Source organism: Streptomyces sp. NPDC043854, assembly GCF_056436005.1.
Genome location: NZ_JBWKDK010000013.1, coordinates 139257 through 165428 on the forward strand (window position 1 = coordinate 139257; position 26172 = coordinate 165428).

A 26172-nucleotide genomic window follows, 5' to 3' on the forward strand; every position below is an offset into this window, starting at 1 on the left:
GTTGTGATTATCGGCGTGGGGATCGACGTTGCCGAGATCGACCGCTTCGGTGCAGCGCTGGAGCGGACGCCGGGCATGGCCCAGCGGCTCTTCATCGAGTCCGAGTTGCTGCTGCCGAGCGGCGAGCGGCGCGGAACCGCCTCGCTCGCCGCCCGGTTCGCCGCCAAGGAGGCACTGGCCAAGGCGCTCGGCGCGCCCGCCGGGATGCTGTGGACCGACGCCGAGGTGTACGTGGAGGAATCCGGGCAGCCGCGGGTGCGGGTGCAGGGGACGGTCGAAGCGCGGGCGGTGGCGCTCGGGGTGAAGTCCTTTCACCTTTCGCTCAGCCACGACGCGGGAGTCGCCTCGGCGGTGGTCATCGCCGAGGCGTAGCGCAGAGCCGTAGCCCGGGGCGTAGCGCAGCCGATCGGGCCGCCCGATCGGGCAGGCTGGGGGCATGCGTACTGCTTACAGCGTGGAGAACGTACGGGCGGCCGAACGGCAGCTGATGGCCCGGCTCCCGGAAGGCGCCCTGATGCAGCGGGCGGCGGCCGGACTCGCCGCCGCCTGCGCGGACCTGCTGCCGAAGGTGTACGGGGCGCGGGTCGTGCTGCTCGTCGGGCCGGGGGACAACGGCGGCGACGCGCTGTACGCGGGCGCCCGGCTGGCCCGGCGCGGCGCCGGGGTGACCGCGGTGCCGATGGACCCGCAGCGGATGCACCCGGGCGGGCTGGCCGCGCTGCGGGCCGCCGGCGGGCGGGTCGCCGAGACCGTGCCCGACCGGGCGGACCTCGTCGTGGACGGGCTGCTCGGCATCGGCGGGCGCGGCGGACTGCGGCCGGCGGCCGCGGCACTGGTGGAGCGGATCCCGGCCGGGGCGGCCGTGGTCGCCGTGGACCTGCCGAGCGGGGTGGACGCGGACACCGGGGAGGTGGCCGGGGCGGCCGTGCGGGCCGACGTCACCGTGACCTTCGGGACGCACAAGCCGGGGCTGCTGATCGACCCCGGGGCGTCGCGGGCCGGCGTGGTGCGGCTCGTGGACATCGGGCTGGAGTTCGACGCCTCCGCCGGCCCCGAGGCCGAAGCCCTCCAGCACGCCGACGTGGCGCGGCTGCTGCCGCGGCCCGCCGCGTCCAGCGACAAGTACCGCCGGGGCGTCATCGGCATCGTCGCCGGATCGGCGCAGTACCCCGGCGCGGCCGTGCTCGCCGTGGCGGGAGCCCTGCGGGGCGGTGCGGGCGCCGTGCGGTACGTCGGCCCGGCGGTGGAGGAGGTGCTCGCCCGCTACCCCGAGACGCTGATCGGGTGGGGCCGGGTCCAGGCGTGGGTCGTCGGACCCGGGCTGGGGGAGGGGCGCGGCCAGGACGTCGCCCGGGTCCTGGCCGACCCGGTGCCGGTGCTGGTGGACGCGGACGGGCTGCGCGGGCTCGATCCGGAGGTGCTGCGCGCCCGTCCGGCGGCCACGCTGCTGACCCCGCACGCCGGGGAGGCGGCCGCCCTGCTGGGGGTGCCGCGGGAAGCGGTGGAATCCGGGAGGCTGGCGGCCGTACGGGAGTTGGCCGGGCGGTACGGGGCCGCGGCCCTGCTCAAGGGGTCGACGACGCTCGTGAGCGACGGGGGCGGGCGCCGGCCGGTGCGGGTGAACCCCACCGGTACGCCGTGGCTGGCGACGGCGGGCAGCGGCGACGTGCTGTCGGGGCTCGGCGGGTCGCTGCTGGCGGCCGGGCTGGCGGCCGCCGATGCGGGGGCGGTGGCGGCGTACCTGCACGGGCTTGCCGCTCGGCTGGCCGCCGCGGGGGCGCCGGTCCTCGCCCATGAGGTGGCCGAGGCCCTCCCCGCCGCCTGGCGCAACGCCACCCACCCCTGACCCCCCGCCGGGCCGCGCCGCCGCTCCGGGGACCGGGCCCCCGGCCCCCCGCGCCCCGCGCCCCCCGCCCCGATCGCCGACGGGGCTGATGCGTGCCGGCGGGGCGGCGTTGGGCCGACGGGGCTCGCCCGTTCGGTGGGCCGGGCGCGCGGGCCGTTGCCCGGCCGGCGCCGGTGGGCGGCGCCGGGAGGCCGGCCCGGAGGGGAATGGCGGTCGCGCGGGGGTGGGGCGGGCTCTGAGAGACTGGGGGCGATGAACGAGACACCGGGGCGCGTGTACGCCGAGATCGATCTGGACGCCGTACGGGCGAACGTGCGCGCACTGCGCGCCCGGGCCCCCCGGGCCGAGCTCATGGCCGTGGTCAAGTCGAACGCCTACGGGCACGGCGCGGTCCCCTGCGCCCGCGCGGCCCTCGACGCCGGCGCCACCTGGCTCGGCACCGCCACCCCGGAGGAGGCGCTCGCCCTGCGCGCCGCCGGGATCGGCGGCCGGATCATGTGCTGGCTGTGGACCCCCGGCGGGCCCTGGCGCGAGGCGATCGAGGCCGATGTCGACGTGTCCGTCAGCGGGATGTGGGCCCTCGACGAGGTGACCGCCGCCGCCCGGGCGGCCGGGCGGACCGCCCGGATCCAGCTCAAGGCCGACACCGGCCTCGGCCGCAACGGCTGCCAGCCCGCCGACTGGGCGGAGCTCGTCGGTGCGGCGGCCGCCGCCGAGGCCGAGGGAACCGTCCGCGTCACCGGCGTCTGGTCGCACTTCGCCTGCGCCGACGAGCCCGGGCATCCCTCCATCGAGCTTCAGCTCGCTGCATTTCGCGACCTGCTCGCGTACGCCGAGAAGGAGGGGCTGGAGCCCGAGGTCCGGCACATCGCCAACTCGCCGGCGACGCTGACCCTCCCCGACAGCCACTTCGACCTGGTGCGCTGCGGCCTCGCCGTCTACGGCGTGTCGCCCGCCCCCGAGCTCGGGACCCCCGCCGAGCTCGGGCTGCGCCCGGCGATGACCCTCAAGGCGTCCGTGGCCCTGGTCAAGACGGTGCCCGCCGGCCACGGCGTCAGCTACGGCCACCACTACGTCACCGACGACGAGACGACCCTCGCGCTGATCCCCGCCGGGTACGCCGACGGCATACCCCGGCACGCCTCCGGCCGCGGCCCGGTCTCCGTCGGCGGCCGGATCCGGCGTGTCGCCGGGCGTGTCGCGATGGACCAGTTCGTCGTCGACCTCGGCCCCGGAGCCGCGGTGCGGGCGGGGGACGAGGCCGTTCTGTTCGGCAGCGGCGAGCACGGCGAACCCACCGCCGAGGACTGGGCTCAGGCGGCAGGGACCATCGCGTATGAGATCGTCACTCGTATCGGAGGGCGCGTACCCCGCGTCTACCGCAACGGCTGAGTTGAGTTGAGGACGACGGCGTGAGCGAGAACTGGCGCAGGGCCGGCTGGGCCGGAGCCGTGATCGGCGTGATAGCCGCGGGTGCGGCGGCCGGTGTCGCCGTCGAACGGATCACGGTCGGGCGCAGCGTGCGCCGCAAGGCGCGCCTCGCCCTCGACGCCGCCGGCGACTACGGCTCCCTGCGCGGAACGCCGGGCGCCGCCTACGCCGACGACGGGACCGAGCTCCACTACGAGGTCGAGGAGCCGGACGGGGACGCCGCCCAGCGGCCGCGCCCCCGCCTGCGCCGCAAGGAGCGTCCCGCGCCGACCGTCGTGTTCTGCCACGGCTACTGCCTGGCCCAGGACTCGTGGCACTTCCAGCGCGCCGCCCTGCGGGGCCTCGTCCGCGCCGTGTACTGGGACCAGCGCAGCCACGGCCGCAGCGCTCGCGGCTTCGCCCAGGCCGACGGCGAACCGGTGACGATCGACCAGCTGGGCCGCGACCTGAAGACCGTCATCGACGCCGCCGCCCCGGAGGGCCCGCTGGTCCTGGTGGGTCACTCGATGGGCGGTATGACCATCATGGCGTTCGCCGAGCAGTACCCGGAGCTGGTGCGCGACCGGGTGCTCGGGGTCGCCCTGGTGGGCACGTCCAGCGGCCGCCTGAACGAGGTGACGTACGGTCTGCCCGCCATGGGCGTGGGCGCGGTGCGCCGGATCCTGCCGCCCGTGCTCAAGGCGCTCGGCTCGCAGGTGGAGCTGGTGGAGCGGGGCCGCCGGGCCACCGCCGACCTCTTCGCCGGCATGATCAAGCTGTACTCGTTCGGCGCCCCGCGCGAGGTCGACCCGGGCGTCGCCCGGTTCGCGGAGCGGCTCATCGAGGGCACGCCCATCGACGTGGTCGCCGAGTTCTACCCGGCCTTCCAGGCGCACGACAAGACGGCCGCCCTCCAGCGGTTCGCGGACATCCCCGTCACCGTCATCGGCGGGGACCACGACATGATCACCCCGGCGGCGCACAGCCAGGCGATCAAGGACGCGCTGCCGGCCGCCGAGCTCGTCGTCCTGGAGCGGGCCGGGCACCTGATGATGCTGGAATACCCGCAGACGGTGACCGGGCTGCTGACCGAGCTGCTCGCGCGCACCGGTGCGGTGCCCGCAGCGGCTAACGTTGGCGGACATGGAAGAAGTACCGCTGGAAGCCCCTCCCAGCCCGGCGCGGGGATCTCGGGATCCTGAAGGCGCCGCCGCAGGGGCGCGCATCACCGTCGACTCGCCCGAGGCCATGCAGGCCCTGGGCCGCAGCATCGCCGGCCTGCTCCGTCCCGGCGACCTCGTCCTGCTGACCGGGGAGCTCGGCGCGGGCAAGACCACGCTGACCCGCGGGCTCGGCGAGGGGCTGGGCGTCCGGGGCGCGGTGACCTCGCCGACCTTCGTGATCGCCCGGGTGCACCCCTCGCTGCGCGGCGGGCCGGCGCTGGTCCACGTGGACGCGTACCGGCTGGGCGGCGGGCTGGACGAGATGGAGGACCTGGACCTCGACGTCTCGCTGCCGGAGTCCGTGGTCGTCGTCGAGTGGGGCGACGGCAAGGTCGAGGAGCTCTCGGAGGACCGGCTGCACGTGGTGATCGCGCGGGCGGTCGGCCACGAGGAGGTCCTGGACGACGTACGGGAGGTCACCGTGCGCGGTGTCGGCGATCGCTGGGCCGCACCGGGCCTGCTGGCGGGCCTCGGGGCCGTCGCGGCGGGCTGAGGCCCGGCCGGCCCCGGGGATGCTTTCCGGGGCGGGCCCCAAGAGGTACCGACAAGGTGTCGGCAAGATATTGCGCCGGGAGAGGCGCGCGTGGTCACATGGTACGGAGGGCAGGTTAGGCCTACCTAAGTGCGGCCGGCCCGGGCCAGGAGGCAGCCATGTCGACAGGAGCAGCGGCACCGCGCGACCCCCGCATGTCCGCCGTGCCCATGGGCGTCTTCTCCGCGGTGCCGATGGGCGTGCTGCTCGCCGCGGGCGCGGCCGCGGCGGCCGTCTCGACGCCGCCGGCGCGCGAGCGCGCACGGCAGGAGGCGGACGGACCGCAGGAGCCGGCCGGTCCAGCCGGTCCGGCCGGCGCGGGCGCGGCGGCCGATGGCAGCGGCCGCGGACCCGGCCGGCGCGAACAGGCCGCCCCGGAGCCCGAGGCGGCCTGAGGATCCTTCGTTCGGGTGAAGTCGGGGGACGTCGACCTCAGGGGACTCAGGGGACGACGACGACCTTCGAGTTGATCGTCGCGAAGGCCCACATCGCGTCGCCGTCCGCCCGGCTCATCCGGATGCCGCCGGTCTTCCGGGTCGGGTCGGGCTCGGGCAGCTTCCCGTCCGCGCGGGCACTGAAGCCGATCACGACCCCGCTGCCCTCGGCGATCGCGAAGCGCACGACGTGCTCGACCGGCACGCCGTCCGAGCCGGTGACCGCGTTCGAGCGGGAATTCACCAGGTAGGTGCCCGGCTTCGGGTGCACCGTGCTCGGCACCACCGCGAAGGTCCTCGGCTCCTTCCCGTCCTCGGTGACCAGCCACACCCGCTTCAGGGCCGCCGAGTACACGACGCGCGTACCCGTGCCGGAGTCGGCCGGCACGGCGTTCGGCTTCGCCGGTCCGGGCGCCGGCGCGGGCGCCTGGGCCGAGGGCGCCGCCGACGGCGCGGCCCCGTGCGCGGGCGGCGCGGGCGCGGTCGCGGAGGCCTGGTAGCCGAGGAACCCGACCGCGGCGATCGCTGCGGCGGTGAGCCCGGCCACGATTCCCGAGCTGCTGCGTCCCACTTGCTCCACCTCTCGTGCTTCCCCGGTGCGCCGGGTCCCGGCACATCCCGGGCCGAGTCCCGAGTTCGAATCCTGGGGTCGAAGGTAGCAGCCGGGTTGCCCGCCGCCCGGCCGCGAGGGCCGGGCCCCGGGGAGTCGTAGGCTGTTCGTGTGCTCTTGCTCGCTGTAGATACCGCCACGCCCGCCGTCACCGTCGCCCTGCACGACGGCGAGAACGTCCTCGCCGAGTCCCACCAGGTCGACGCCCGCCGCCACGGGGAGCTCCTGCTGCCGTCGGTGGACCGGGTCCTCGCCGAGGCCGGGCTGAAGCTCGACGCCCTCACCGGCATCGTCGTCGGCGTCGGCCCCGGCCCCTACACCGGGCTGCGCGTCGGCCTCGCCACCGCGGCCACCTTCGCCTCCGTCCTCGGCATCCCCGTGCACGGCCTGTGCACCCTCGACGGCCTCGCGTACGCCGCGGGGGCCGCCGGGATCGAGGGCCCCTTCACCGTCGCCACCGACGCGCGGCGCAAGGAGGTCTACTGGGCCCGCTACGAGGACCCGCTCACCCGGGTCGGCGAGCCCGCCGTGGACCGCCCGGCCGAGATCGCCGAACGGGTCGCCGGGCTGCCGGCCGTCGGCCAGGGCGCCCTGCTGTACCCGGAGGTGTTCACCGACGCGCGCGGCCCCGAGCACCAGAGCGCCGCGGGCCTCGCGGCGCTGGCGGTGCACCGGCTCGCGGCCGGGCAGGAGTTCCTGCCCCCGACGCCGCTCTACCTGCGCCGGCCCGACGCGCAGGTGCCGAAGAACTACAAGGTGGTCACCCCGCAGTGACCGCAGGTACCGGTACCGCCGTGCTGCGCGAGATGCGCTGGTGGGACATCGAGCCCGTGCTGGAACTGGAGCAGGAGCTGTTCCCCGAGGACGCCTGGTCCGCCGGAATGTTCTGGTCCGAGCTCGCCCACGCCCGCGGCCCGCACGCCACTCGCCACTACGTGGTGGCCGAGACCGTGTCCGACAGCGGCTCCGCCGCGGGGGCGGGCCGCCTGGTCGGCTACGCCGGGCTGGCCACCGCCGGCGACCTGGCCGACGTACAGACCATCGCGGCCGCACGCGACCAGTGGGGGACCGGGCTCGGCGCCCGGCTCCTCACGGACCTGCTGCGGGCCGCCACCGCGTTCGAGTGCGCCGAGGTGCTGCTGGAGGTACGGGTGGACAACACCCGGGCCCAGAAGCTCTACGAGCGCTTCGGATTCGAGCCGATCGGCTTCCGCAGGGGCTACTACCAGCCCGGCAACGTCGACGCGCTCGTGATGCGCCTTTCCGATCCCGCACACTCCGTCCCCGCGGACGGACCCGTACAAGGTGAGACCCATGGCTGACGAACCCCTCGTCCTCGGCATCGAGACCTCCTGCGACGAGACCGGCGTCGGCATCGTCCGCGGCACCACCCTGCTGGCGGACGCGGTCGCGTCGAGCGTCGACGAGCACGCCCGCTTCGGCGGCGTCGTGCCCGAGGTGGCCTCCCGCGCCCACCTGGAGGCGATGGTCCCGACCATCGAGCGCGCCCTGAAGGAGGCCGGGGTCAGCGCCCGCGACCTCGACGGCGTCGCGGTCACCGCCGGCCCCGGCCTCGCGGGGGCGCTGCTGGTCGGCGTCTCGGCGGCCAAGGCGTACGCGTACGCGCTCGGCAAGCCGCTCTACGGGGTGAACCACCTGGCCTCGCACATCTGCGTGGACCAGCTGGAGCACGGGCCGCTGCCGGAGCCGACGATGGCGCTGCTGGTGTCCGGCGGGCACTCCTCCCTGCTGCTCGCCCCGGACATCACCTCCGACGTGCGGCCGCTGGGCGCGACCATCGACGACGCGGCCGGCGAGGCCTTCGACAAGATCGCGCGCGTGCTCCAGCTCGGCTTCCCCGGCGGCCCGGTCATCGACCGGCTGGCCAAGGAGGGCAACCCCAAGGCGATCAACTTCCCGCGCGGGCTGACCGGGTCGCGCGACCCGGCGTACGACTTCTCCTTCTCCGGGCTCAAGACGGCCGTCGCCCGCTGGATCGAGGCGAAGCGGAACGCGGGCGAGGAGGTGCCGGTGCGCGATGTCGCGGCCTCCTTCCAGGAGGCCGTGGTGGACGTGCTGACCCGCAAGGCGATCCGCGCCTGCAAGGACGAGGGCGTCGACCACCTGATGATCGGCGGCGGGGTCGCGGCCAACTCCCGGCTGCGTGCGCTCGCGCAGGAGCGCTGCGAGGACGCGGGGATCATCCTGCGGGTGCCGCGGCCGAAGCTGTGCACGGACAACGGCGCGATGGTCGCGGCGCTGGGCGCGGAGATGGTCAAGCGGAACCGTCCCGCCTCGGACTGGGACCTGTCGGCGGACTCCTCGCTGCCGGTGACGGACCCGCACGTGCCGGGCGTCGGCCAGGAGGACGGGGACGGGGACGGGAACGGGGACCGGGCCGAGCACGGCCACGCGCACGGCCACGGTCACAGCCACGACCACGACCACGACCACGTGCACGAGCTGAGCAAGGACAACCTGTACTCGTGAGCACGGTCGCGCTGATGTGGGAGGCCCGCGCCGCCGACGGCCGCGGCGGCGAGCTGCTGGAGTGGGCCCGTGCGCAGGTCCTCGCCCGGGAGCCGCTGCGCCGGGAGGTGCTGCGGGCCCCGCAGGACCGGGTGCTGGTGATCACCTGGTGGGAGGCTGCCGAGGGCCTGGCGGCCGACCTCCCCGAACTCCCGGAGCCCGCGGCCGACCTGATCACGCGCGCGGTGCACCGCTGGCGGTTCGAGTCGGTGGAGGCGGAGACCTCCGGCGGGTCCTGAGCCGCGGGGCGGCCGGCGGCCGCTAGGGTCATGCGCATGACACGCCCTGACCTGCCGCCCCCGCCGCCGCCCGCCCACGTGCGGGCCCGGCTGGACGGGGCCTCCGTACAGGCCCTGCGTGCCGACCGCGTGCGCATCCTGCGGGAGTTGGACCGGCGCAGCCTGGGCCCCGGGGCACTGCTCCTGCTCTGGGCCGTGGCCGCCGTCTTCGCCGTCGGCTGGTCCCTCGTCGGCGCGGCCCTGATGTCCTACGAGACACCGGACCCCTTCTCGGTGGTCTACGGCACCGTCTTCGCCCTGCTCGGCGCGGGCGTGATGATCCCGACCGGGTTCTGGTTCGCATGGTGCGTCCGGCGGGACCGCGAGATGCGCCGGCTGCTGCGCGCCTGGGCCGAGGCGGACCCTGACCCGGCCGCCGACGCGTGGCTGCGCTCCCCCGGGATGAGCCTGCTCTGGGCGCTCGCCTCCTTCGCGGCGGCCGCGTTCGGGCTCTGCGTGTCCTTCGCCGCCGCGGCATCGGCCCGGCCGGGCGACAGCACGTACGGCGAGGTGGCGTACCTCATCGGCCTCGGCACCATCCTGTGGGTTGCCGGCCTGCTGGGCCTCGGCAAGGCCGGCGCGCACTACCGCTGGGCCGTGCGCGCCTTCCCGCCTCGGCCGGCCGGCGTCACGGGGCGCTGACGGGCGACCCGATCAGCATCGACGGGGCGCCCGCGACCCGGGTCAGGAACACGGTCGCCGCGTTCCGCCCCTGCGGCTTGACCTTCTTGCGCAGCTCCTCGGGCTCGATGGCCGAGCCGCGCTTCTTCACGGTCAGGATGCCGACCTCGCGCTCGCGCAGCAGGGCTTTCAGCCTCTTCAGGCCGAACGGCAGCACGTCGGTGATCTCGTACGCGGTCGCGTACGGCGTCGCGCGCAGCTCGTCCGCGGTGACGTAGGCGATGGTCGGGTCGATGAGCCGGCCGCCGAGTTCCCGCGCGACCTCGGCGACCAGGTGGGCGCGGATGACGGCGCCGTCGGGCTCGTACAGGTAGCGGCCGACCGGTCCGGTCTCCGGGTCGGGCAGCGGGGCGGCGGTGTGCAGGGTGCGCGGGCCGGGGAGCAGGGTCGCGCGGACGGCGCCCGGGTCGGTCCCGAACCACAGCACGGCCTCCTTCACGTCCCCGTGGTCGGAGATCCACTCGGCCTCGGCCTGCTCCGGCACCGCCTCGTGCGGGATCCCGGGGGCGATCTTGACGGCCGCGTACCGCGCCGTACGGGCCGCCTCCACCGCCCAGGACAGGGGCGGCGAGTAGGCCTCCGGGTCGAAGATCCGCCCGCCCGTCGCCCGGCCGCCACCCCTCACGGACGCGCTGCGCGCGGCCCCTCCCCGATTGCCGCCGCGCCGGGCGGGGTCGAGGAAGACGGCGTCGTACCCGGCGGTGTCGACGCCGGTCACGTCCGCCTCCCGGACCTCGACCAGGTCCGCCAGCCCCAGCGCCTCGGCGTTGGCCCGGGCCACGGCGGCGGTCAGCGGGTCGCGGTCCACCGCCAGCACGCGGATGCCGAGCCGGGCCAGGGCGAGGGCGTCCCCGCCGATGCCGCAGCACAGGTCGGCGACGCTGCGCACGCCGAGCGCCGCGAACCGCTGGGCGCGGTACGCGGCCACCGGGGCGCGCGTGGCCATCTCGGCGCCGCCGGGCGTGAAGTACATCCGGAACGCGTCCGCCCCGAACTTGGCAGCCGCGCGCTGCCGCAGCCGGGCCTGCCCGAGCGCGGCGGAGACCAGCTGCGCGGGGTGCTCGCGGCGCAGCCGGGTGGCGACGGCGAGCTCCTGGCCCGGGTCGTAGTCGCGGAGCGAGTCCAGGAGGGCGCGGCCCTCGGGGGTCAGGAGGGCGGCGAAGTCTTCGGGGGTCACCCCCTCATTGTCGGTCAGTGTGGGCCACTCGATGGAAGGTCGTCTTCCGTTCGCGGTGTCGGCGGGGCGGAGCGCTGTTGCGATGTCAGGATCCGCTGCTATGCAGCTAGTACGACAAAAGGAACAAAAAGCGCTTCTTGGTCGCCGGCGTGCTGCCGGCTCGCGCGGCCGGACGGGGGTCGCCCTGTCCGCCCTGCTCGTCGCCGCCCTGGGAACGGCCTGCGGCACCTCCGCGGACTCCGGCGGCTCACCCGCCCCGACCAAGGGGGGCAAGGGCGCCCCGGCGGCTGCCGGGGCCGCGGGCGGTGCCGAGGGCGCGGCGCCCGGCACCCGCGCCGAACAGCAGGCGGCAGCCCGGCAGGCCCGGCTCGCCGCGGTGAAGAAGTGGAAGCTGGACAAGCCGCCGCTGGACGCGCCGCCGGCGCCGAAGCGGAAGCCGGAGATCACCACCCGCGAGGGCTTCGAGGTCGACGGCCACGAGGACCTCCCGCCCGTCTTCACCTCGATCCCGACGGAGGAGAAGGTCGTCTTCCTGACGGTCGATGACGGCGCCGAGAAGGACCCCGAGTTCCTGAAGATGATGCAGGAGCTGAAGATCCCGTACACGGCGTTCCTCAGTGACTACCTCATCCGCGAGAACTACTCGTACTTCAAGGAGATGCAGGCCGCCGGCGTCACCCTGAACAACCACTCGCTCAACCACCGCTACCTGCCGGCGCTCTCGTACGAGAAGCAGCGCGAGGAAATCTGCGGACAGCAGGACACGATGCAGAGGAAGTTCGGCAAGCGGCCGACGGCCTTCCGCCCGCCGTACGGGAACTACAACGAGGACACCCTGCGTGCGGCCAAGTCCTGTGGAATCAAAGCGGTTCCGCTGTGGAACGCCGAGGCCTTCCCGAGCCGCATGGACTACCGTGAATGGGACCGCGACCTGCACCCCGGAGATATCATCCTCACGCATTTCCGGGGGAGCGAGGACTGGGAGGGCACCATGCCCGACATGGTCCGCCACGTCATGAAGACCGTCACGGACAAGGGGTACGCCGTGGCCCGCTTGGAGGATTACTTGTGAGGTACGCGCGCCGGCCGGTGGCCGGGACGCTGGCGGCCGGCGCGCTCGCGCTGTCCCTGACGGGGTGTGGGAACAGCGTCGACCCCATCGAGCGGCTGGGCCGGAAGGCCACCGACGGGCAGCCGAGCCCTTCGGCCTCGTCCGGGGCCGCCGCCCAGGGCGCCCCGGGCGCGTCGCCCTCGGCCGCCGCCGGCGACCAGGCGTACAGGAAGTGGGGGCTGGCCGCCCCGGTGCAGTTCGCGCCGAAGCCGGCGCAGAAGCCGGCCCTGCCGCCGGCCGCTCCGGGCAAGGCCCAGGTCGTGGACCGAATACCCGTGCCGGCCACGGAGAAGGTCGTCTTCCTGACCTTCGACGACGGGGCCGAGAAGGATCCCGAATTCCTGAAGATGGCGGCCGACCTGAAGCTGCCGATCAGCATGTACCTCACCGACAACGTGGCGTCCTCGGACTACGGGCACTTCGAGAAGCTCCGGGACAACGGCTCCGGCAGCACCATCAACAACCACACCCTGACCCACCCGAACCTCCGGACCCTGCCCTACGCGGCGCAGAAGAAGGAGATATGCGGTCAGCAGGAACGCCTGGAGAAGCGCTTCGGGGCCAAGCCCACCCGCTTCCGCCCGCCGTTCGGCAACTACAACGACGACACCCTCAAGGCGGCCGCCGAGTGCGGCATCACCCAGGTGGTCCTGTGGCGGGCGTCGATGCAGATCAACAACTTCCAGTACGCCGAGGGCTCCGGCCTCAGGCCCGGCGACATCATCCTGGCCCACTTCCGCGGCCCCTCCGAGCTCAAGGGCGCGACGGAGGTCCAGATGACCACCCGCATGCTGCAGAGCATCCAGGAGCAGGGCTTCCGCATAGGCCGCTTGGAGGACTACCTCTGAGCGGGCCTCCCCGAGGCCGCTTGGGACACGGCCCGTTCAGGTGAAGGGCGCGGGCCGCCGGGTACGGGCCCGGCCCGCCGCGGGAGGAATGGACGCAACCCCACACCCCCGCCGCACCGGGAGGCGAAGCGATGCCGATCGACACCGTCGAGCGTTTCCTGAACGTCCTGAGCCCTGCCCACCGGGACAAGGTCCAAGAGCTGCCCCCCGCCCGGCAGCAGGAGCTGGCCGACGCCTGGGAGCGGGAGCTGGAGGAGGACCACGACCTCGACACGCTGTCCGAGCTGTCGCCCGCCGCGGCCGAGGCCGAGGCGGCCAAACGGGTGATCGAGGCCGCGGGCGGCGGCTGAGCAGCCCGGAGGGCGCGGGCGGCCGGTTCCGCGGCGGCCGGGCCGCGCAACGGGCGGCCGACGGTCCCCTCAGCCCTCGGCCCCTCCGCCCTCAGCCCCGCCCGGCCGCCACCACCGGCGTGATCACGGTCTCCACCGGGCCGCGGCGGTCGGCGAGGCGCTGCCGCTCCGCGCTGTCGCTGATCCGCAGCAGCAGGGCGATCATGATCCAGTTGGCCAGCAGGGACGAGCCGCCCTTCGCCAGGAACGGCAGCGCCTTGCCGGTCAGCGGGATCAGCCCCGTCACGCCGCCCGCCACCACGAACACCTGGAGCGCCAGCGCCGCCGACAGGCCCACCGCCAGCAGCTTCCCGAACGGGTCGCGGGCGCCCAGCGCCATCCGCAGCCCCCGCTGCACGAGGAGCGCGTAGAGGAGCAGCACGGCCATGACCCCGGTCAGGCCGAGCTCCTCGCCCACCGTCGTCAGGATGAAGTCGCTGCGGCCCGCGAACACGATCAGCTCCGGGTGTCCGAGGCCGAGCCCCGTCCCGGAGATCCCGCCGGTGCCGAAGCTGAAGAGGGCCTGCGCCGCTTGGTCCGAGGTGACCCCCGGCGGCCGGTCCTTCCAGTAGTACGACAGCGGGTTCAGCCAGGCGGCCACGCGCGCCTTCACGTGCGGCTCGGTCGAGCCCACGACGAACGCGCCGGCCGCGGCCATGACCAGCCCGCACACGATCCAGCCGGTGCGCTCGGTGGCGACGTACAGCATCACCACGAAGACGCCGAAGAAGATCAGCGAGGTGCCCAGGTCGCGCTCGAAGACCAGCACCAGCATCGACAGGATCCACACGGTGACGAGGGGCCCCAGCTGGCGCATCGGGGGCAGCCGCAGGCCCAGGAACCGCCGCCCGGTCAGGGCGAGGGAGTCCCGGTGGACGACCAGGTAGCCGGCGAAGAAGACCGCGATCATGATCTTCACGAACTCGCCCGGCTGCGCGGAGAAGCCGCCGATGACGATCCAGCGCTTCGCGCCGTAGGTGTCCGCGGGCGAGAACGCCGGCGCGGCCAGCAGCACCAGCGCCCCGGCCATCGTGAGGTAGATGAACCGCTGGAGCAGCCGGTGGTCCCGCAGCAGCGCCACCACCAGCAGGCAGGCGGCCACGCCGATCACCGTCCACACCAGCTGGCCGGGAGCGTTGGCCTCCCCGCCGTACCGCTCGATGTACGGCTGGTCCAGCCGGTGCAGCAGCACCAGCCCGAGCCCGGTCAGCAGCATGGCCGGCGGCAGGATCAGCGGATCCGCGTACGGGGCGAACCGGCGCACGCCCAGGTGGGCCACCAGGGCCAGCAGGCTCATGCTGATCGCGAAGCCGGCGAGGTCGGCGGGCAGCTCGCCGTTCAGCCCCAGGCCGGCGCTCGCCTCCCCGAGGACGGTGATGCCGACGACGAGGACGAGCAGCAGCGCCTCGGTGCGGCGGCGGGCTCCGGCCGCCGTCAGCGGCCTCAGCCCCCGCACGGGTCGCCGCGACCGTCGGTGCCGGCGCCGGAAGCGGAAGGCATTGGTCCGATCTGGCCGTCAATGGGGCGCTTTATCTTCATATCGTCTGAGACGGCGGCGCGCTCCCCGAGGTTCCTTCCGGATCGTTCGGGCGGGGGACGGGCGGCGGGGACCCGCCTGGAACCGGCCGACTCGGCGGGCGGGATGGCCGGATGTGTGAACGCGGGAGGAGCGTATTGGCACTCCGCTTGACCGAGTGCTAATCGCCGGAATAGTCTCGCACCTGGCACTCGCCCCCGGTGAGTGCCAACACAGCGACGGGCAGGTCCGGCACCCGCGACGACGGATCCACCTGGTCGCCACCTCAGACAGTTAACCCCGTGAGATCTCCGAAGGGGGAGGTCGGATCGTGACGACCGCCAGCTCCAAGGTTGCCATCAAGCCGCTTGAGGACCGCATCGTGGTCCAGCCGCTCGACGCCGAGCAGACCACGGCCTCCGGCCTGGTCATCCCGGACACCGCGAAGGAGAAGCCCCAGGAGGGCGTCGTCCTCGCCGTGGGCCCGGGCCGCTTCGAGGACGGCCAGCGTCTCCCGCTGGACGTCAACGTCGGCGACATCGTGCTGTACAGCAAGTACGGCGGCACCGAGGTGAAGTACAGCGGCGAGGAGTACCTCGTCCTCTCGGCTCGCGACGTGCTCGCGATCATCGAGAAGTAATTCACTTCTCCCAGAACTGCTTTGATCTGCGCCCCTGGTCACCCCGCTGATTGCCGGGCGGCGAGGGGCGCGGGTCGTTGAACCCGAGTTTTCCGAGAGGGCTGAACCGCTCCCATGGCGAAGATCCTGAAGTTCGACGAGGACGCCCGTCGCGCCCTCGAGCGCGGCGTCAACAAGCTTGCCGACACGGTCAAGGTGACGATCGGCCCCAAGGGCCGCAACGTCGTCATCGACAAGAAGTTCGGCGCCCCCACCATCACCAACGACGGTGTCACCATCGCCCGCGAGGTCGAGCTGGACGACCCGTACGAGAACCTCGGCGCGCAGCTGGTGAAGGAGGTGGCGACCAAGACCAACGACATCGCGGGTGACGGCACCACCACCGCCACCGTCCTGGCCCAGGCGCTGGTCCGCGAGGGTCTGCGCAACGTCGCCGCCGGCGCCTCCCCGGCCGCCCTGAAGAAGGGCATCGACGCCGCGGTCCAGGCCGTGTCCGCCGAGCTCCTCGCGACCGCCCGCCCGATCGAGGACAAGTCCGACATCGCCGCCGTCGCCGCGCTCTCCGCGCAGGACCAGCAGGTCGGCGAGCTCATCGCCGAGGCGATGGACAAGGTCGGCAAGGACGGTGTCATCACCGTCGAGGAGTCCAACGCCTTCGGCCTGGAGCTGGAGTTCACCGAGGGCATGGCCTTCGACAAGGGCTACCTGTCGCCGTACTTCGTCACGGACCAGGAGCGCATGGAGGCGGTCCTCGAAGACCCCTACATCCTGATCCACCAGGGCAAGATTTCCTCGATCCAGGACCTGCTGCCGCTGCTGGAGAAGGTCATCCAGTCGGGTGGCTCCAAGCCGCTGCTGATCATCGCCGAGGACGTCGAGGGCGAGGCCCTCTCCACCCTCGTCGTCAACAAGATCCGCGGCACCTTCAACGCCGTCGCCGTCAAGGCGCCCGGCTTCGGTGACCGCCGCAAGGCGATGCTCCAGGACATGGCCACCCTCACCGGTGCCACCGTCATCGCCGAGGAGGTCGGCCTCAAGCTCGACCAGGCCGGCCTGGACATCCTGGGCACCGCGCGCCGCGTGACCATCACCAAGGACGACACCACCATCGTCGACGGTGCCGGCTCCGCCGAGGACGTGCTCGGCCGCGTCAACCAGATCAAGGCCGAGATCGAGGCGACCGACTCCGACTGGGACCGCGAGAAGCTCCAGGAGCGCCTGGCGAAGCTCGCCGGCGGCGTCTGCGTCATCAAGGTCGGCGCCGCCACCGAGGTGGAGCTCAAGGAGAAGAAGCACCGTCTGGAGGACGCCATCTCCGCGACCCGCGCCGCGGTCGAGGAGGGCATCGTCTCCGGTGGCGGCTCCGCGCTCGTCCACGCCGTCAAGGTCCTGGAGGACAACCTCGACCTGACCGGCGACGAGGGCACGGGTGTCGCGGTCGTCCGCCGCGCCGCGGTCGAGCCGCTGCGCTGGATCGCCGAGAACGCCGGCCTCGAGGGCTACGTCATCACCGCCAAGGTGGGCGAGCTGGAGAAGGGCAACGGCTTCAACGCCGCCACCGGCGAGTACGGCGACCTGGTCAAGGCCGGCGTCATCGACCCGGTCAAGGTCACCCGCTCCGCCCTGGAGAACGCCGCCTCCATCGCCTCCCTGCTGCTCACGACCGAGACCCTGGTCGTCGAGAAGAAGGAAGAGGAAGAGGCCAACGGTCACGGGCACGGCCACGGTCACGGCCACAGCCACTGACCCCCCGATGAGCCGGTCCGCCGACCGCTGACCGGCTCCTTTCGGACTGCGACCCCGGTCGCCGCCGCTCCGCGGTGGCGACCGGGGTCTTTCCGTGGGCCGGGGTCTTTCCGTGGGCGGGCTTCACGGGCCGGGGCCGGTCGGCTCAGGACATCGCCCCGAGCTGCCGCATCAGGGCATTGGTGTCGTAGTGCCACCAGCCTTCCTTGATCATCCCGTTCTCGCAGCGGAAGACCGTCGTGCCGGTCATCGTGCAGGTCTTGCCGGTCGGGGCGATCCCCATGAACTCGCCCTTGTGCTTGCCGGTCCAGGTCCACAGCGTGCTGACGCAGTCGTCCTGCGCCATCTGCGCGTCGCGGGTGAAGGAGAAGTCGAAGGCGCCGCGCCACATCTCCACGTCCTCGCGGATGGCCGCGCGCCCGGTCTTGTCGACGGGGTTGGACACGTCGTGGTCCAGGTAGTCCGGTGCGAAGACCTCCTCGATGACGGCCATGTCGCCCTTCATCGCGATGTCGTCGAACATCCGGTTCGCGAGCAGCGTGTTGAGGTGCTCGTCGCGGACCACGTCCAGGTTGGTGAAGCGCGGCATCCCGTCGCAGAGGGCCACCATCTCCTGGAACATCCGGTCCGTTTCCGGGAGATGAGAGTTCCTCATGGCCTCTTCGTACGACGGGAATTCGACCACGTCGACATAGTGCGTCTCGGATTCGCGGTCCCTGCCGACCACGCTGTGCGTCACGGTGCGCTTGCCGCTGGTCTGCGCCAGGTACCGGTCGAAGAGTTCGCTGACCGCCTCGGGCCTGCTCGTTTCGTAATCGACTATTTGTACGAATGTCATGGCGTCTCCCGGGCTGGATGAGATATGTCCATTTTAGGGAGAATTGCGCCATCCGGCTGACGCTCCTGCGGCCCCTCCTGCCGGGGGCTTCCTCCTGCGGCCCCCTACCGGGGCCCGTACTTGCGGCCCGTATGCGAGGACAGACCGCCCAGCAGCCCGCGCGGCGTCAGCTTCACCACGCCCATCAGCGCCTTGTACCGCGGGTCCGGGATCGAGAGCGTCTTGCCGCGCGCCAGGTCGTCGAGGGCCGCCGCCACCAACTTGTCGGCGTCCAGCCACATCCAGCCGGGAATGTTGTCCGTGCCCATGCCGGCCCGCTGGTGGAACTCCGTCCGCACGAAACCGGGGCACAGCGCCATCAGCCGCACGCCCGACCCGGCCAGGTCCCGCGCCGCGCCCTGCGTGAACTGCACGACCCACGCCTTGCTCGCCCCGTACGTGCCCCGCGGCACGAAGGCCGCCACCGAGGCCACGTTGATGACCCCGCCCCGGCCGCGCGAGCGCATCGACGCGGTGGCCGCCGAGGTCAGCCGCAGCACCGCCTCGATGTGCACCTTCAGCATGGTCAGCTCGTCGGCCATGGGGACTTCGAGGTAGCGGCCCTTGTTGCCGAACCCGGCGTTGTTGACCAGCAGGTCCACCGGATGCGTACGGTCGCCGAGACGCCGCTCGACCGCGGCGATCCCCGCCTCCGTGGACAGGTCCGCGGTCAGCACCTCGGCCTCGATGCCGTGCCGGTCGTGCAGCTCGGTGGCCTGCTCGGCGAGCCGCGCGGTGTCGCGGGCGACCAGTACGAGGTTGTGGCCCCGGGCGGCGAGGCGGCGGGCGAAGGCGGCGCCGATGCCCGCCGTGGATCCAGTGATCAGCGCAGTCGTCATATGCGCAACCTAGCCGCCCCGGACGACAGTCCGGAGCGGGCCCGCCCTGGCGGTACCACTTCGTCCGCTTTCCCGCCGGCAGTGGGCGCCGGCTCCTCGGCGGTGCGTCGCCGACCGGCTACTTCCCGTACTTCTCCATGTACGCGCGGACCTTGTCGTGCGCCTTCGGCTCCATCGCCTCACCGGCCGCCAGAGTCCGCGGCAGCAGCGCGCGTTCGGTGGTGAACGCCCGGAACCACAGCCCCACCGTCACGTCGTGGTCCGGACGGCTGACCACCTCGACCGGGTCGCCGGCCGAGACCTCCCCCTCCTGCACCACGCGCAGGTACGCGCCCGGCCGCACGGCCTGCGTGTACCGCTTGACCCAGCCCGGCTCGCCGAGGGCCCCCTGGAAGGTGCCGCACGGGATGCGGGCCGAGGCCACCTCCAGGACGACATCGGCGCCGATCCGCCAGCGCTCGCCGAGGAGTGCGCCCGTCACGTCGACACCGGAGGTGGTCAGGTTCTCGCCGAAGATCCCGCCGGGCAGCTCGCGTCCCAGCTCGCCCTCCCACCAGTCCAGGTCCTCGCGCGCGTAGGCGTACACCGCCTGGTGGTCGCCGCCGTGGTGGCGCAGGTCGCAGACGGCGTCGCCCGCCAGGCCGCTCGCGCCGACCCCCCGGGGGCCGGGGGCGAAGACGCGGACCGGGCCCGGGACCGGCCGCTTGCCGATACCGGTCACCCCGCCCTCGGCGCTGGTGTGGTCGACGGCCGTCGCGCGGCCGAGGTTCACGGAGATCACATGCTGGGGCGACATGGGGACACGCTAACCCAGCGCCCTCAAAGGGGCACGGGAGTATGCGCGCCGCCATCAAAGCCGGGCTTATGCTCGAAGAATGATCGAGGCACGCCATCTCCGGGTCCTGCGCGCCGTGGCCGACACCGGCTCCTTCTCCGCCGCCGCCCGCGAACTCGGCTGCACCCAGCCCGCCGTCTCCCAGCAGATGAAGGCGCTGGAGCAGTCGGCCGGCACCCCGCTGCTGATCCGCGCCGGCCGCGAGATGCGGCTGACCCAGGCCGGCGCCGCCCTGGTCCGGCACGCCGCCGGGATCCTGGCCGGGCTGACCGCCGCCGAGGAGGAGGTCGCGGCCATCGCCGGGCTGCGCGCCGGCCGGGTCCGGCTCGTGTCCTTCCCCAGCGGCAGCTCCACCCTGGTCCCGACCGCGCTCGCCGCGATGCGGGCCGCGCACCCGGGCACGCGGATCTCGCTGGTCGAGGCGGAGCCGCCGCGCTCGGTGGAGATGCTGCGCGACGGCGACTGCGACGTGGCACTGGCCTTCCGCTACGCGGGGGCCGAGGGGCCGTCCGGTACGGGTGCCGCGGCGGGTACGGGTACGGGTACGGGTGCCGGGGCGGGTGGCTCCGCGCCGGCCGCCGAGTGGGACGATCTCGTCGTGCGGCCGCTGCTGACGGACCGCCTCGTCGGGCTGGTGCCCGAGGGGCACCGGCTGGCCGGGGCGGAGCGGCTGGGCATGGCCGAGCTGGCGGACGAGCCCTGGATCGCGGGCTGCCCGCGCTGCCGCCGCCATCTGGTCGAGGTGTGCGAGGGCGTCGGCTTCACCCCGCGCATCGACTTCGCCACCGACGACTACCCGGCCGTCGCGGGCCTGGTCGGCGCCGGGCTGGGGGTCGCCGTACTGCCGGAGCTCGCGCTGGAGTCCGTACGGGCCAAGGGTGTGAGCACGCTGGCCGTGGAGCCGGCCGTGGAGCGGGAGATCGTGGCGCTGACGCTGCCCGACCTGGCCCGCGTACCGGCCGTGGCGGCGACCCTGGCCGAGCTGGAGCGGGCCGCCGCGCGCTGACCGCCGCGCGCTGACCGCCGGCCGCCGGCCGTGCGCCGTCGGTTCGTCGGCGGTCGGCCGGCGCCGGTCGCGGGGCAGGCACGCGGCGGTCCCGCCCCGCGGGGCACCGCGGGGCGGGGAAACGTTTCTGCATGCTGTTCCTGCGGAGCCGCTCCTGCGGCGGCTGTCAGTCCGGAGGAGTCCGTCCGATGGTGCTCGACGCGGGGATCAGGCGATGGCGGGCCCGGCCCATCAGTTCCTCGCGCTCGTCCTCGGTGAGGCCGCCCCACACCCCGTAGGGCTCGCGGACGGCAAGTGCGTGCGCGGCGCATTCCGAACGCACCGGGCATCGCATGCAGACCTCCTTAGCGGAGGCCTCGCGCGCGCTCCTGGCCGCCCCCCGCTCGCCCTCCGGGTGGAAGAAGAGGGAGCTGTCGACTCCGCGGCAGGCGGCCAGCAGCTGCCAGTCCCAGAGGTCGGCGTTCGGTCCGGGGAGGCGGGAGAAATCTGCCATGGGTAGTCCTCTTGGTGCCGGTACTGAGACGAATACGGTCCAAGTCTCCACACCTACCACACCTACTGTCGTAGTAGATGTAAATATGACTCATTGGGAATCTAGCCTCAGACACGCCCTGAACGGAAGAAAAGCCGCCAAATAGGGCATAGCTCCAGATGGAGGACCGTTGGCGAGTGGCGCCGATGGTGTGATCGCGTCCTCACGTAGAGTGCCGAAGGTGTCCGTCCGACCCGTAACTCTTTCGAGTGACCATCGTTGAGAGAGCGAAGGCGGTTGAACCAAGGCGTTCCCGGACAGGTGTCCGAGAGCATCGACCGCACAGGTGACGATACGTACCAGCCTGGAGGCTCAAGGTGACGCGCATCAGCAGCTGCGGAGGGCGGTCATGACTTCCGTCCTCGTCTGCGACGACTCCCCGCTTGCCCGAGAGGCGCTCCGTCGCGCGGTTGCCACCGTGCCCGGCGTCGAGCGTGTGACGACGGCTGCCAACGGCGAGGAAGTCCTCCGCCGCTGGGGTGCCGACCGCTCCGACCTGATTCTGATGGACGTACGGATGCCCGGGCTCGGCGGTGTGGAGACGGTGCGCCGGCTGCTCTCCGCCGATCCGGGCGCCCGCATCATCATGCTGACGGTCGCCGAGGACCTCGACGGCGTGGCCCTCGCGGTCGCCGCGGGCGCCCGCGGCTACCTGCACAAGGACGCCTCGCGCGCCGAGCTGCGGGCCACCGTCACCCAGGCGCTCGCGGACCCGACCTGGCGGCTCGCCCCGCGCCGGCTCCGCTCGGCCGAGATGGGCGCCGCGCCCACCCTCACCGCGCGCGAGATCCAGGTGCTGGAGGGGATGAGCCACGGCAGGTCCAACGCGGAGATCGGGCGCGAGCTCTTCCTCTCCGAGGACACGGTCAAGACGCACGCCCGCCGGCTGTTCAAGAAGCTGGGCGCCTCGGACCGGGCGCACGCCGTGGCGCTCGGGTTCCGCTGGGGCCTGGTCCGCTGACCGCGGGCCCTTGAGAGCAGTCCCGTCCGCCGCAGGCGGGCGGGGCGGCGCGCCGCCCCGCCCGGTGCGCCCGCCCACCCGAGTGCTCCGGGGTGCTCCCGGGGTTTCCGGCGGCTCCCGATCCCGGCCCTACCGGTGCGTAGCCGGGGGATTGGCGGGGCACAATCCGGGGGGCGTGTCGCTTCGTGCGCGATGCCGCATGCTTGAGTGTGTGGCGCATTTCTGGGATGGGGCCTCGGGAGTATTCGGGCGAGCGGGAGGGGAGCGTGCAAGTTGAAGAGCTCAGGCGCACCCGCTCATAACGCTTCGATGCACAACACGGGCCGTGGTGCCGCGAACGCCCCGGTGCCAAGGCACCATGGATTGATGCGCGACGACGAGGCCCACGGCTCCCCTGCGGCCACCGGCCCCACCGGAGCCGCCAAAGGCAACGGCGCCGAAGCCGTCAGCGCGCTCGTGCGACGCGCCGTGGAAGGCGACGAGCAGGCCACCCACGACCTGCTCGCCTTCGTCCACCCGCTGGCCATCCGCTACTGCCGCACCCGGCTCTCCCGGCTTCCGGGAGACGCCCGCCACTTCGTGGAGGACCTGGCCCAGGAGGTCTGCGTCGCCGTCCTGATGGCGCTGCCGCGCTACCGGGACACCGGCCGCCCCTTCGAGGCCTTCGTCTTCGCCATCGCCGCGCACAAGGTCGCCGACCTCCAGCGGGCCGCCATGCGCCACCCGGGCAGCACCGCCGTCCCCTCCGACGAGATGCCCGAGCGGCCGGACGACTCCCTCGGGCCGGAGGAGCGGGCGCTGCTCAGCAGCGACGCCGCCTGGGCACGGAAACTGCTGGCCAACCTGCCCGAGACGCAGCGCGAGCTCCTCGTCCTGCGGGTCGCGGTCGGGCTGACCGCCGAGGAGACCGGCCAGATGCTCGGGATGTCCCCGGGTGCGGTGCGGGTCGCCCAGCACCGCGCGCTCAGCCGGCTCCGCGCCCTCGCCGAGCAGTAGCGCGGAGTCTTCGCCGCGGAGTCCGGCGCGGGTCCGCGGCGCGGAGTCCGCGGCTCCGCTATGGCCTGCCGGGGCCCGGCGATCAATAGGAGGAAGCGACGAAACTCGGATGTGACCCGGCTCGTGGAATGAGACGCGTCGCTATCCCGTTAGCATGGACATCCGCGCTGAGCAAGACCATTTGGGAAGGTGTCATGACTGTCAACGGCAGTGACTTGTCCGGAGCGCCCGACAAATTCGCCATGCTCGGGCTGACGTACGACGACGTCCTGCTGCTGCCGGGCGCGTCCGACATGGCGCCCGACGAGATCGACACTTCCTCTCTCATCTCGCGCAACGTCCGCGTCAACATCCCGCTGCTGTCCGCCGCCATGGACAAGGTCACCGAGTCGCGCATGGCGATCGCGATGGCCCGCCAGGGCGGCGTCGGCGTACTGCACCGCAACCTCTCCATCGCCGACCAGGCCAACCAGGTCGACCTGGTCAAGCGCTCCGAGTCCGGCATGGTCACCGACCCGATCACGGTGCACCCGGACGCGACCCTGCGCGAGGCCGACGAGCTGTGCGCCAAGTTCCGCATCTCCGGCGTCCCGGTCACCGACGCCGCCGGAAAGCTGCTCGGCATCGTCACCAACCGCGACATGGCCTTCGAGTCGGACCGCAGCCGCCAGGTGCGCGAGGTCATGACCCCGATGCCGCTGGTGACGGGCAAGGTCGGCATCTCCGGCGTGGACGCCATGGAGCTGCTGCGCCGCCACAAGATCGAGAAGCTTCCGCTGGTCGACGACGCGGGCGTCCTCAAGGGCCTGATCACCGTCAAGGACTTCGTCAAGGCGGAGAAGTACCCGAACGCCGCCAAGGACAAGGAAGGCCGCCTCCTGGTCGGCGCCGCCGTCGGCGTCGCCGGCGACGCCTTCGAGCGCGCGCAGGCGCTGATCGAGGCCGGTGCCGACTTCATCGTCGTCGACACCGCGCACGGCCACTCCCGGCTGGTCGGCGACATGGTCGCCAAGATCAAGTCGAACTCCTCCGTCGACGTCATCGGCGGCAACGTCGCCACCCGCGACGGCGCCCAGGCCCTGGTCGACGCCGGCGCGGACGGCATCAAGGTCGGCGTGGGCCCCGGCTCCATCTGCACCACCCGCGTCGTCGCCGGCATCGGCGTCCCGCAGGTCACCGCCATCTACGAGGCTGCGCTGGCCGCCAAGGCCGCGGGCGTCCCGGTCATCGGCGACGGCGGCCTCCAGTACTCCGGCGACATCGCCAAGGCCCTCGTCGCGGGCGCCGACACGGTGATGCTCGGCTCCCTGCTCGCGGGCTGCGAGGAGTCCCCGGGCGAGCTGCTCTTCATCAACGGCAAGCAGTTCAAGTCGTACCGCGGCATGGGCTCGCTCGGCGCGATGCAGTCCCGCGGCGACCGCAAGTCCTTCTCCAAGGACCGCTACTTCCAGGAGGGCGTGGGCGGCGACGACAAGCTCATCCCCGAGGGCGTCGAGGGCCAGGTGCCCTACCGCGGCCCGCTCGCCGCGGTGGTCCACCAGCTGGTCGGCGGCCTGCGCCAGTCGATGTTCTACGTCGGCGGCCGCACGGTGCCGGAGCTCCAGGAGCGCGGCCGCTTCGTCCGCATCACGTCGGCGGGCCTGAAGGAGAGCCACCCGCACGACATCCAGATGACGGTCGAGGCGCCGAACTACACGGGGCGCGGCTGACGATCCCGGGCGACGAGGCGACCCGCTTGCCGGTGCCGACCCCGGACATCGGCATCGGGTGCCTCGTCGGCGACGGGCTCCCCCTGGTGCTCGTCGTACGCGTCGTCGATTTCAGCAGGGTCCCTGTGGAGGAGTAGCCGAACGCCATTGGTCTGCCCGTCGGGGATACTGGACGGGCAGAGTCAAGAGGGAAAGGCCACCACACGTGACTGAGATCGAGATCGGGCGCGGCAAGCGCGGCCGCCGGGCGTACGCGTTCGACGACATCGCCATCGTCCCGAGCCGCCGCACGCGGGACCCGAAGGAGGTCTCGATCGCCTGGCAGATCGACGCCTACCGCTTCGAGCTGCCCTTCCTGGCCGCCCCCATGGACTCCGTCGTCTCCCCGCGGACGGCCATCCGCATCGGCGAGCTCGGCGGTCTCGGCGTGCTGAACCTCGAGGGCCTGTGGACCCGGTACGAGGACCCGCAGCCGCTGCTCGACGAGATCGCGGAGCTGCCGGAGGAGGCCGCCACCCGCCGCCTCCAGGAAATCTACGCCGCCCCGATCCAGGCCGACCTGATCGGCCAGCGGATCAAGGAGGTGCGCGACTCCGGCGTCGTGACCGCCGCCGCGCTCTCCCCGCAGCGCACCGCGCAGTTCTCCAAGGCCGTCGTGGACGCCGGCGTGGACATCTTCGTCATCCGCGGCACCACCGTCTCCGCCGAGCACGTCTCGGGCGCCGCCGAGCCGCTGAACCTGAAGCAGTTCATCTACGAGCTCGACGTCCCGGTCATCGTCGGCGGCTGCGCCACGTACACCGCGGCCCTGCACCTGATGCGCACCGGCGCGGCCGGCGTCCTGGTCGGCTTCGGCGGCGGCGCCGCCCACACCACCCGCAACGTGCTGGGCATCCAGGTCCCGATGGCCACCGCCGTCGCGGACGTGGCCGCCGCCCGCCGCGACTACATGGACGAGTCCGGCGGCCGCTACGTGCACGTCATCGCCGACGGCGGCGTGGGCTGGTCCGGCGACCTGCCCAAGGCCATCGCCTGCGGTGCCGACGCCGTGATGATGGGCTCCCCGCTGGCCCGCGCCACCGACGCGCCCGGCAGGGGCCACCACTGGGGCATGGAGGCCGTCCACGAGGACGTGCCGCGCGGCAAGAAGGTCCACCTGGGCACGGTCGGCACCACCGAGGAGATCCTCACCGGCCCGTCGCACACCCCGGACGGCTCGATGAACCTCTTCGGCGCCCTGCGCCGCTCGATGGCCACCACCGGCTACAGCGAGCTCAAGGAGTTCCAGCGGGTCGAGGTCACGGTCGCGGACTCCCAGCACCGCCGCTGACCCGTACGACGCGGCGAAGGGGGGGGGTCCCCCCCCCAAGGGGGAGGGCACTCTGGGGCGTTGGTGGGGGGGGCCCCTCTGGTCTGGCTCCTCCTCTCGTCCCTCCAACGGAGGGCC

General features: G+C 73.1%; 28 protein-coding genes. 21 read left to right on the top strand and 7 right to left on the bottom strand.

The features are described from left to right. The first annotated feature begins 3 nt into the window (after positions 1–3). From AC068A_RS15065 to AC068A_RS15090, 6 genes are all read left to right on the top strand, one after another. Complete coding sequence (locus AC068A_RS15065) at positions 4–372, top strand: holo-ACP synthase (protein WP_478584931.1); 369 nt, start codon at positions 4–6, stop codon at positions 370–372. A gap of 64 nt (positions 373–436) precedes the next feature. Next, complete coding sequence (locus AC068A_RS15070) at positions 437–1846, top strand: NAD(P)H-hydrate epimerase (RefSeq protein ID WP_478584933.1); 1410 nt, start codon at positions 437–439, stop codon at positions 1844–1846. Between the two features lie 252 nt (positions 1847–2098). Next, complete coding sequence (gene alr / locus AC068A_RS15075; RefSeq protein ID WP_478584935.1) at positions 2099–3238, top strand: alanine racemase; 1140 nt, start codon at positions 2099–2101, stop codon at positions 3236–3238. Positions 3239–3258: 20 nt separating this feature from the next. Further along, positions 3259–4458, top strand: coding sequence for an alpha/beta fold hydrolase (locus tag AC068A_RS15080; RefSeq protein ID WP_478584937.1), 1200 nt, complete (start codon positions 3259–3261; stop codon positions 4456–4458). Continuing rightward, entirely contained in the window at positions 4400–4972 is a 573-nt protein-coding gene (tsaE, locus tag AC068A_RS15085; protein WP_478584939.1) for a tRNA (adenosine(37)-N6)-threonylcarbamoyltransferase complex ATPase subunit type 1 TsaE, read from the top strand. The genes AC068A_RS15080 and tsaE overlap by 59 nt, the downstream gene beginning before the upstream one ends. 158 nt (positions 4973–5130) lie before the next feature. After that, a complete protein-coding gene (locus AC068A_RS15090; protein WP_478584941.1) occupies positions 5131–5406 on the top strand; it encodes a hypothetical protein in 276 nt (91 codons plus the stop codon). Positions 5407–5452: 46 nt separating this feature from the next. On the opposite strand, the gene AC068A_RS15095 is transcribed toward AC068A_RS15090, so the two are convergent. After that, on the bottom strand, positions 5453–6016 hold the full coding sequence (locus AC068A_RS15095; protein ID WP_478584943.1) for a hypothetical protein: 564 nt from the start codon (positions 6014–6016) through the stop codon (positions 5453–5455). A 150-nt stretch (positions 6017–6166) separates the two neighbouring features. Here AC068A_RS15095 and tsaB point away from each other — a divergent pair, with 150 nt between their 5' ends. The 5 genes from tsaB to AC068A_RS15120 are packed head-to-tail and all read left to right on the top strand — an operon-like array spanning position 6167 to position 9504. After that, positions 6167–6829 carry a tRNA (adenosine(37)-N6)-threonylcarbamoyltransferase complex dimerization subunit type 1 TsaB gene (gene tsaB / locus AC068A_RS15100; RefSeq protein ID WP_478584944.1) on the top strand — a complete coding sequence of 221 codons (663 nt, stop codon included), beginning with the start codon at positions 6167–6169 and terminating at the stop codon, positions 6827–6829. Positions 6830–6861: 32 nt separating this feature from the next. Then, positions 6862–7377 (top strand): ribosomal protein S18-alanine N-acetyltransferase, encoded by a 516-nt coding sequence (rimI, locus tag AC068A_RS15105; protein WP_478584990.1) that lies wholly within the window; start codon positions 6862–6864, stop codon positions 7375–7377. Further along, entirely contained in the window at positions 7370–8545 is a 1176-nt protein-coding gene (gene tsaD / locus AC068A_RS15110) for a tRNA (adenosine(37)-N6)-threonylcarbamoyltransferase complex transferase subunit TsaD (RefSeq protein ID WP_478584946.1), read from the top strand. The genes rimI and tsaD overlap by 8 nt, the downstream gene beginning before the upstream one ends. Then, positions 8542–8823, top strand: a complete 282-nt coding sequence (locus AC068A_RS15115) for a hypothetical protein (RefSeq protein ID WP_478584947.1) — start codon at positions 8542–8544, stop codon at positions 8821–8823. The genes tsaD and AC068A_RS15115 overlap by 4 nt, the downstream gene beginning before the upstream one ends. Positions 8824–8859: 36 nt before the next feature. Beyond that, on the top strand, positions 8860–9504 hold the full coding sequence (locus AC068A_RS15120) for a hypothetical protein (RefSeq protein ID WP_478584949.1): 645 nt from the start codon (positions 8860–8862) through the stop codon (positions 9502–9504). Here the strand turns inward: AC068A_RS15120 and AC068A_RS15125 are convergent. Continuing rightward, on the bottom strand, positions 9491–10720 hold the full coding sequence (locus AC068A_RS15125) for a class I SAM-dependent methyltransferase (protein WP_478584951.1): 1230 nt from the start codon (positions 10718–10720) through the stop codon (positions 9491–9493). The two genes, AC068A_RS15120 and AC068A_RS15125, sit on opposite strands and share 14 nt — an antisense overlap. A 100-nt stretch (positions 10721–10820) precedes the next feature. Between AC068A_RS15125 and AC068A_RS15130 the strand changes: the two genes are divergently transcribed. The 3 genes from AC068A_RS15130 to AC068A_RS15140 all read left to right on the top strand — a co-directional run bounded on the left by AC068A_RS15130 (position 10821) and on the right by AC068A_RS15140 (position 13029). Further along, complete coding sequence (locus AC068A_RS15130; protein WP_478584953.1) at positions 10821–11792, top strand: polysaccharide deacetylase family protein; 972 nt, start codon at positions 10821–10823, stop codon at positions 11790–11792. Then, the gene (locus AC068A_RS15135) at positions 11789–12679 is read left to right on the top strand and encodes a polysaccharide deacetylase family protein (protein WP_478584955.1); all 891 of its coding nucleotides are present in this window, start codon (positions 11789–11791) and stop codon (positions 12677–12679) included. The genes AC068A_RS15130 and AC068A_RS15135 overlap by 4 nt, the downstream gene beginning before the upstream one ends. Positions 12680–12810: 131 nt before the next feature. Then, positions 12811–13029: a hypothetical protein gene (locus tag AC068A_RS15140; RefSeq protein WP_478584957.1), complete on the top strand. Its 219-nt coding sequence runs from the start codon at positions 12811–12813 to the stop codon at positions 13027–13029. Between the two features lie 91 nt (positions 13030–13120). Here AC068A_RS15140 and AC068A_RS15145 read toward each other — a convergent pair whose 3' ends face one another. Beyond that, positions 13121–14524 (bottom strand): FtsW/RodA/SpoVE family cell cycle protein, encoded by a 1404-nt coding sequence (locus AC068A_RS15145; RefSeq protein WP_478584959.1) that lies wholly within the window; start codon positions 14522–14524, stop codon positions 13121–13123. A 391-nt stretch (positions 14525–14915) separates the two neighbouring features. On the opposite strand from AC068A_RS15145, the gene groES reads away from it, so the two are divergent. Next, on the top strand, positions 14916–15224 hold the full coding sequence (gene groES, locus AC068A_RS15150) for a co-chaperone GroES (protein WP_360635802.1): 309 nt from the start codon (positions 14916–14918) through the stop codon (positions 15222–15224). Between the two features lie 114 nt (positions 15225–15338). Beyond that, positions 15339–16970, top strand: a complete 1632-nt coding sequence (gene groL, locus AC068A_RS15155; protein WP_478584962.1) for a chaperonin GroEL — start codon at positions 15339–15341, stop codon at positions 16968–16970. Positions 16971–17115: 145 nt separating this feature from the next. Here the strand turns inward: groL and AC068A_RS15160 are convergent, their stop codons facing one another. From AC068A_RS15160 to AC068A_RS15170, 3 genes are all read right to left on the bottom strand, one after another. Then, positions 17116–17808, bottom strand: a complete 693-nt coding sequence (locus tag AC068A_RS15160; protein WP_478584963.1) for an ester cyclase — start codon at positions 17806–17808, stop codon at positions 17116–17118. A gap of 104 nt (positions 17809–17912) precedes the next feature. Then, positions 17913–18686 carry an SDR family NAD(P)-dependent oxidoreductase gene (locus AC068A_RS15165; protein ID WP_478584965.1) on the bottom strand — a complete coding sequence of 258 codons (774 nt, stop codon included), beginning with the start codon at positions 18684–18686 and terminating at the stop codon, positions 17913–17915. 118 nt (positions 18687–18804) lie between these two features. After that, complete coding sequence (locus tag AC068A_RS15170; protein WP_478584967.1) at positions 18805–19482, bottom strand: MOSC domain-containing protein; 678 nt, start codon at positions 19480–19482, stop codon at positions 18805–18807. A gap of 79 nt (positions 19483–19561) precedes the next feature. Here AC068A_RS15170 and AC068A_RS15175 point away from each other — a divergent pair, with 79 nt between their 5' ends. Then, complete coding sequence (locus tag AC068A_RS15175; RefSeq protein WP_478584969.1) at positions 19562–20527, top strand: LysR family transcriptional regulator; 966 nt, start codon at positions 19562–19564, stop codon at positions 20525–20527. Positions 20528–20693: 166 nt separating this feature from the next. Here the strand turns inward: AC068A_RS15175 and AC068A_RS15180 are convergent, their stop codons facing one another. After that, positions 20694–21020, bottom strand: coding sequence for a WhiB family transcriptional regulator (locus tag AC068A_RS15180; protein ID WP_385428017.1), 327 nt, complete (start codon positions 21018–21020; stop codon positions 20694–20696). A 388-nt stretch (positions 21021–21408) separates the two neighbouring features. On the opposite strand from AC068A_RS15180, the gene AC068A_RS15185 reads away from it, so the two are divergent. From AC068A_RS15185 to AC068A_RS15200, 4 genes are all read left to right on the top strand, one after another. After that, positions 21409–22020, top strand: a complete 612-nt coding sequence (locus AC068A_RS15185) for a response regulator transcription factor (RefSeq protein WP_003948568.1) — start codon at positions 21409–21411, stop codon at positions 22018–22020. 366 nt (positions 22021–22386) lie between these two features. Continuing rightward, a complete protein-coding gene (locus tag AC068A_RS15190) occupies positions 22387–23016 on the top strand; it encodes a sigma-70 family RNA polymerase sigma factor (protein WP_478584971.1) in 630 nt (209 codons plus the stop codon). 194 nt (positions 23017–23210) lie between these two features. Next, entirely contained in the window at positions 23211–24725 is a 1515-nt protein-coding gene (gene guaB / locus AC068A_RS15195; protein ID WP_478584973.1) for an IMP dehydrogenase, read from the top strand. A gap of 205 nt (positions 24726–24930) precedes the next feature. Further along, complete coding sequence (locus tag AC068A_RS15200; RefSeq protein WP_478584975.1) at positions 24931–26055, top strand: GuaB3 family IMP dehydrogenase-related protein; 1125 nt, start codon at positions 24931–24933, stop codon at positions 26053–26055. Positions 26056–26172 lie beyond the last annotated feature (117 nt).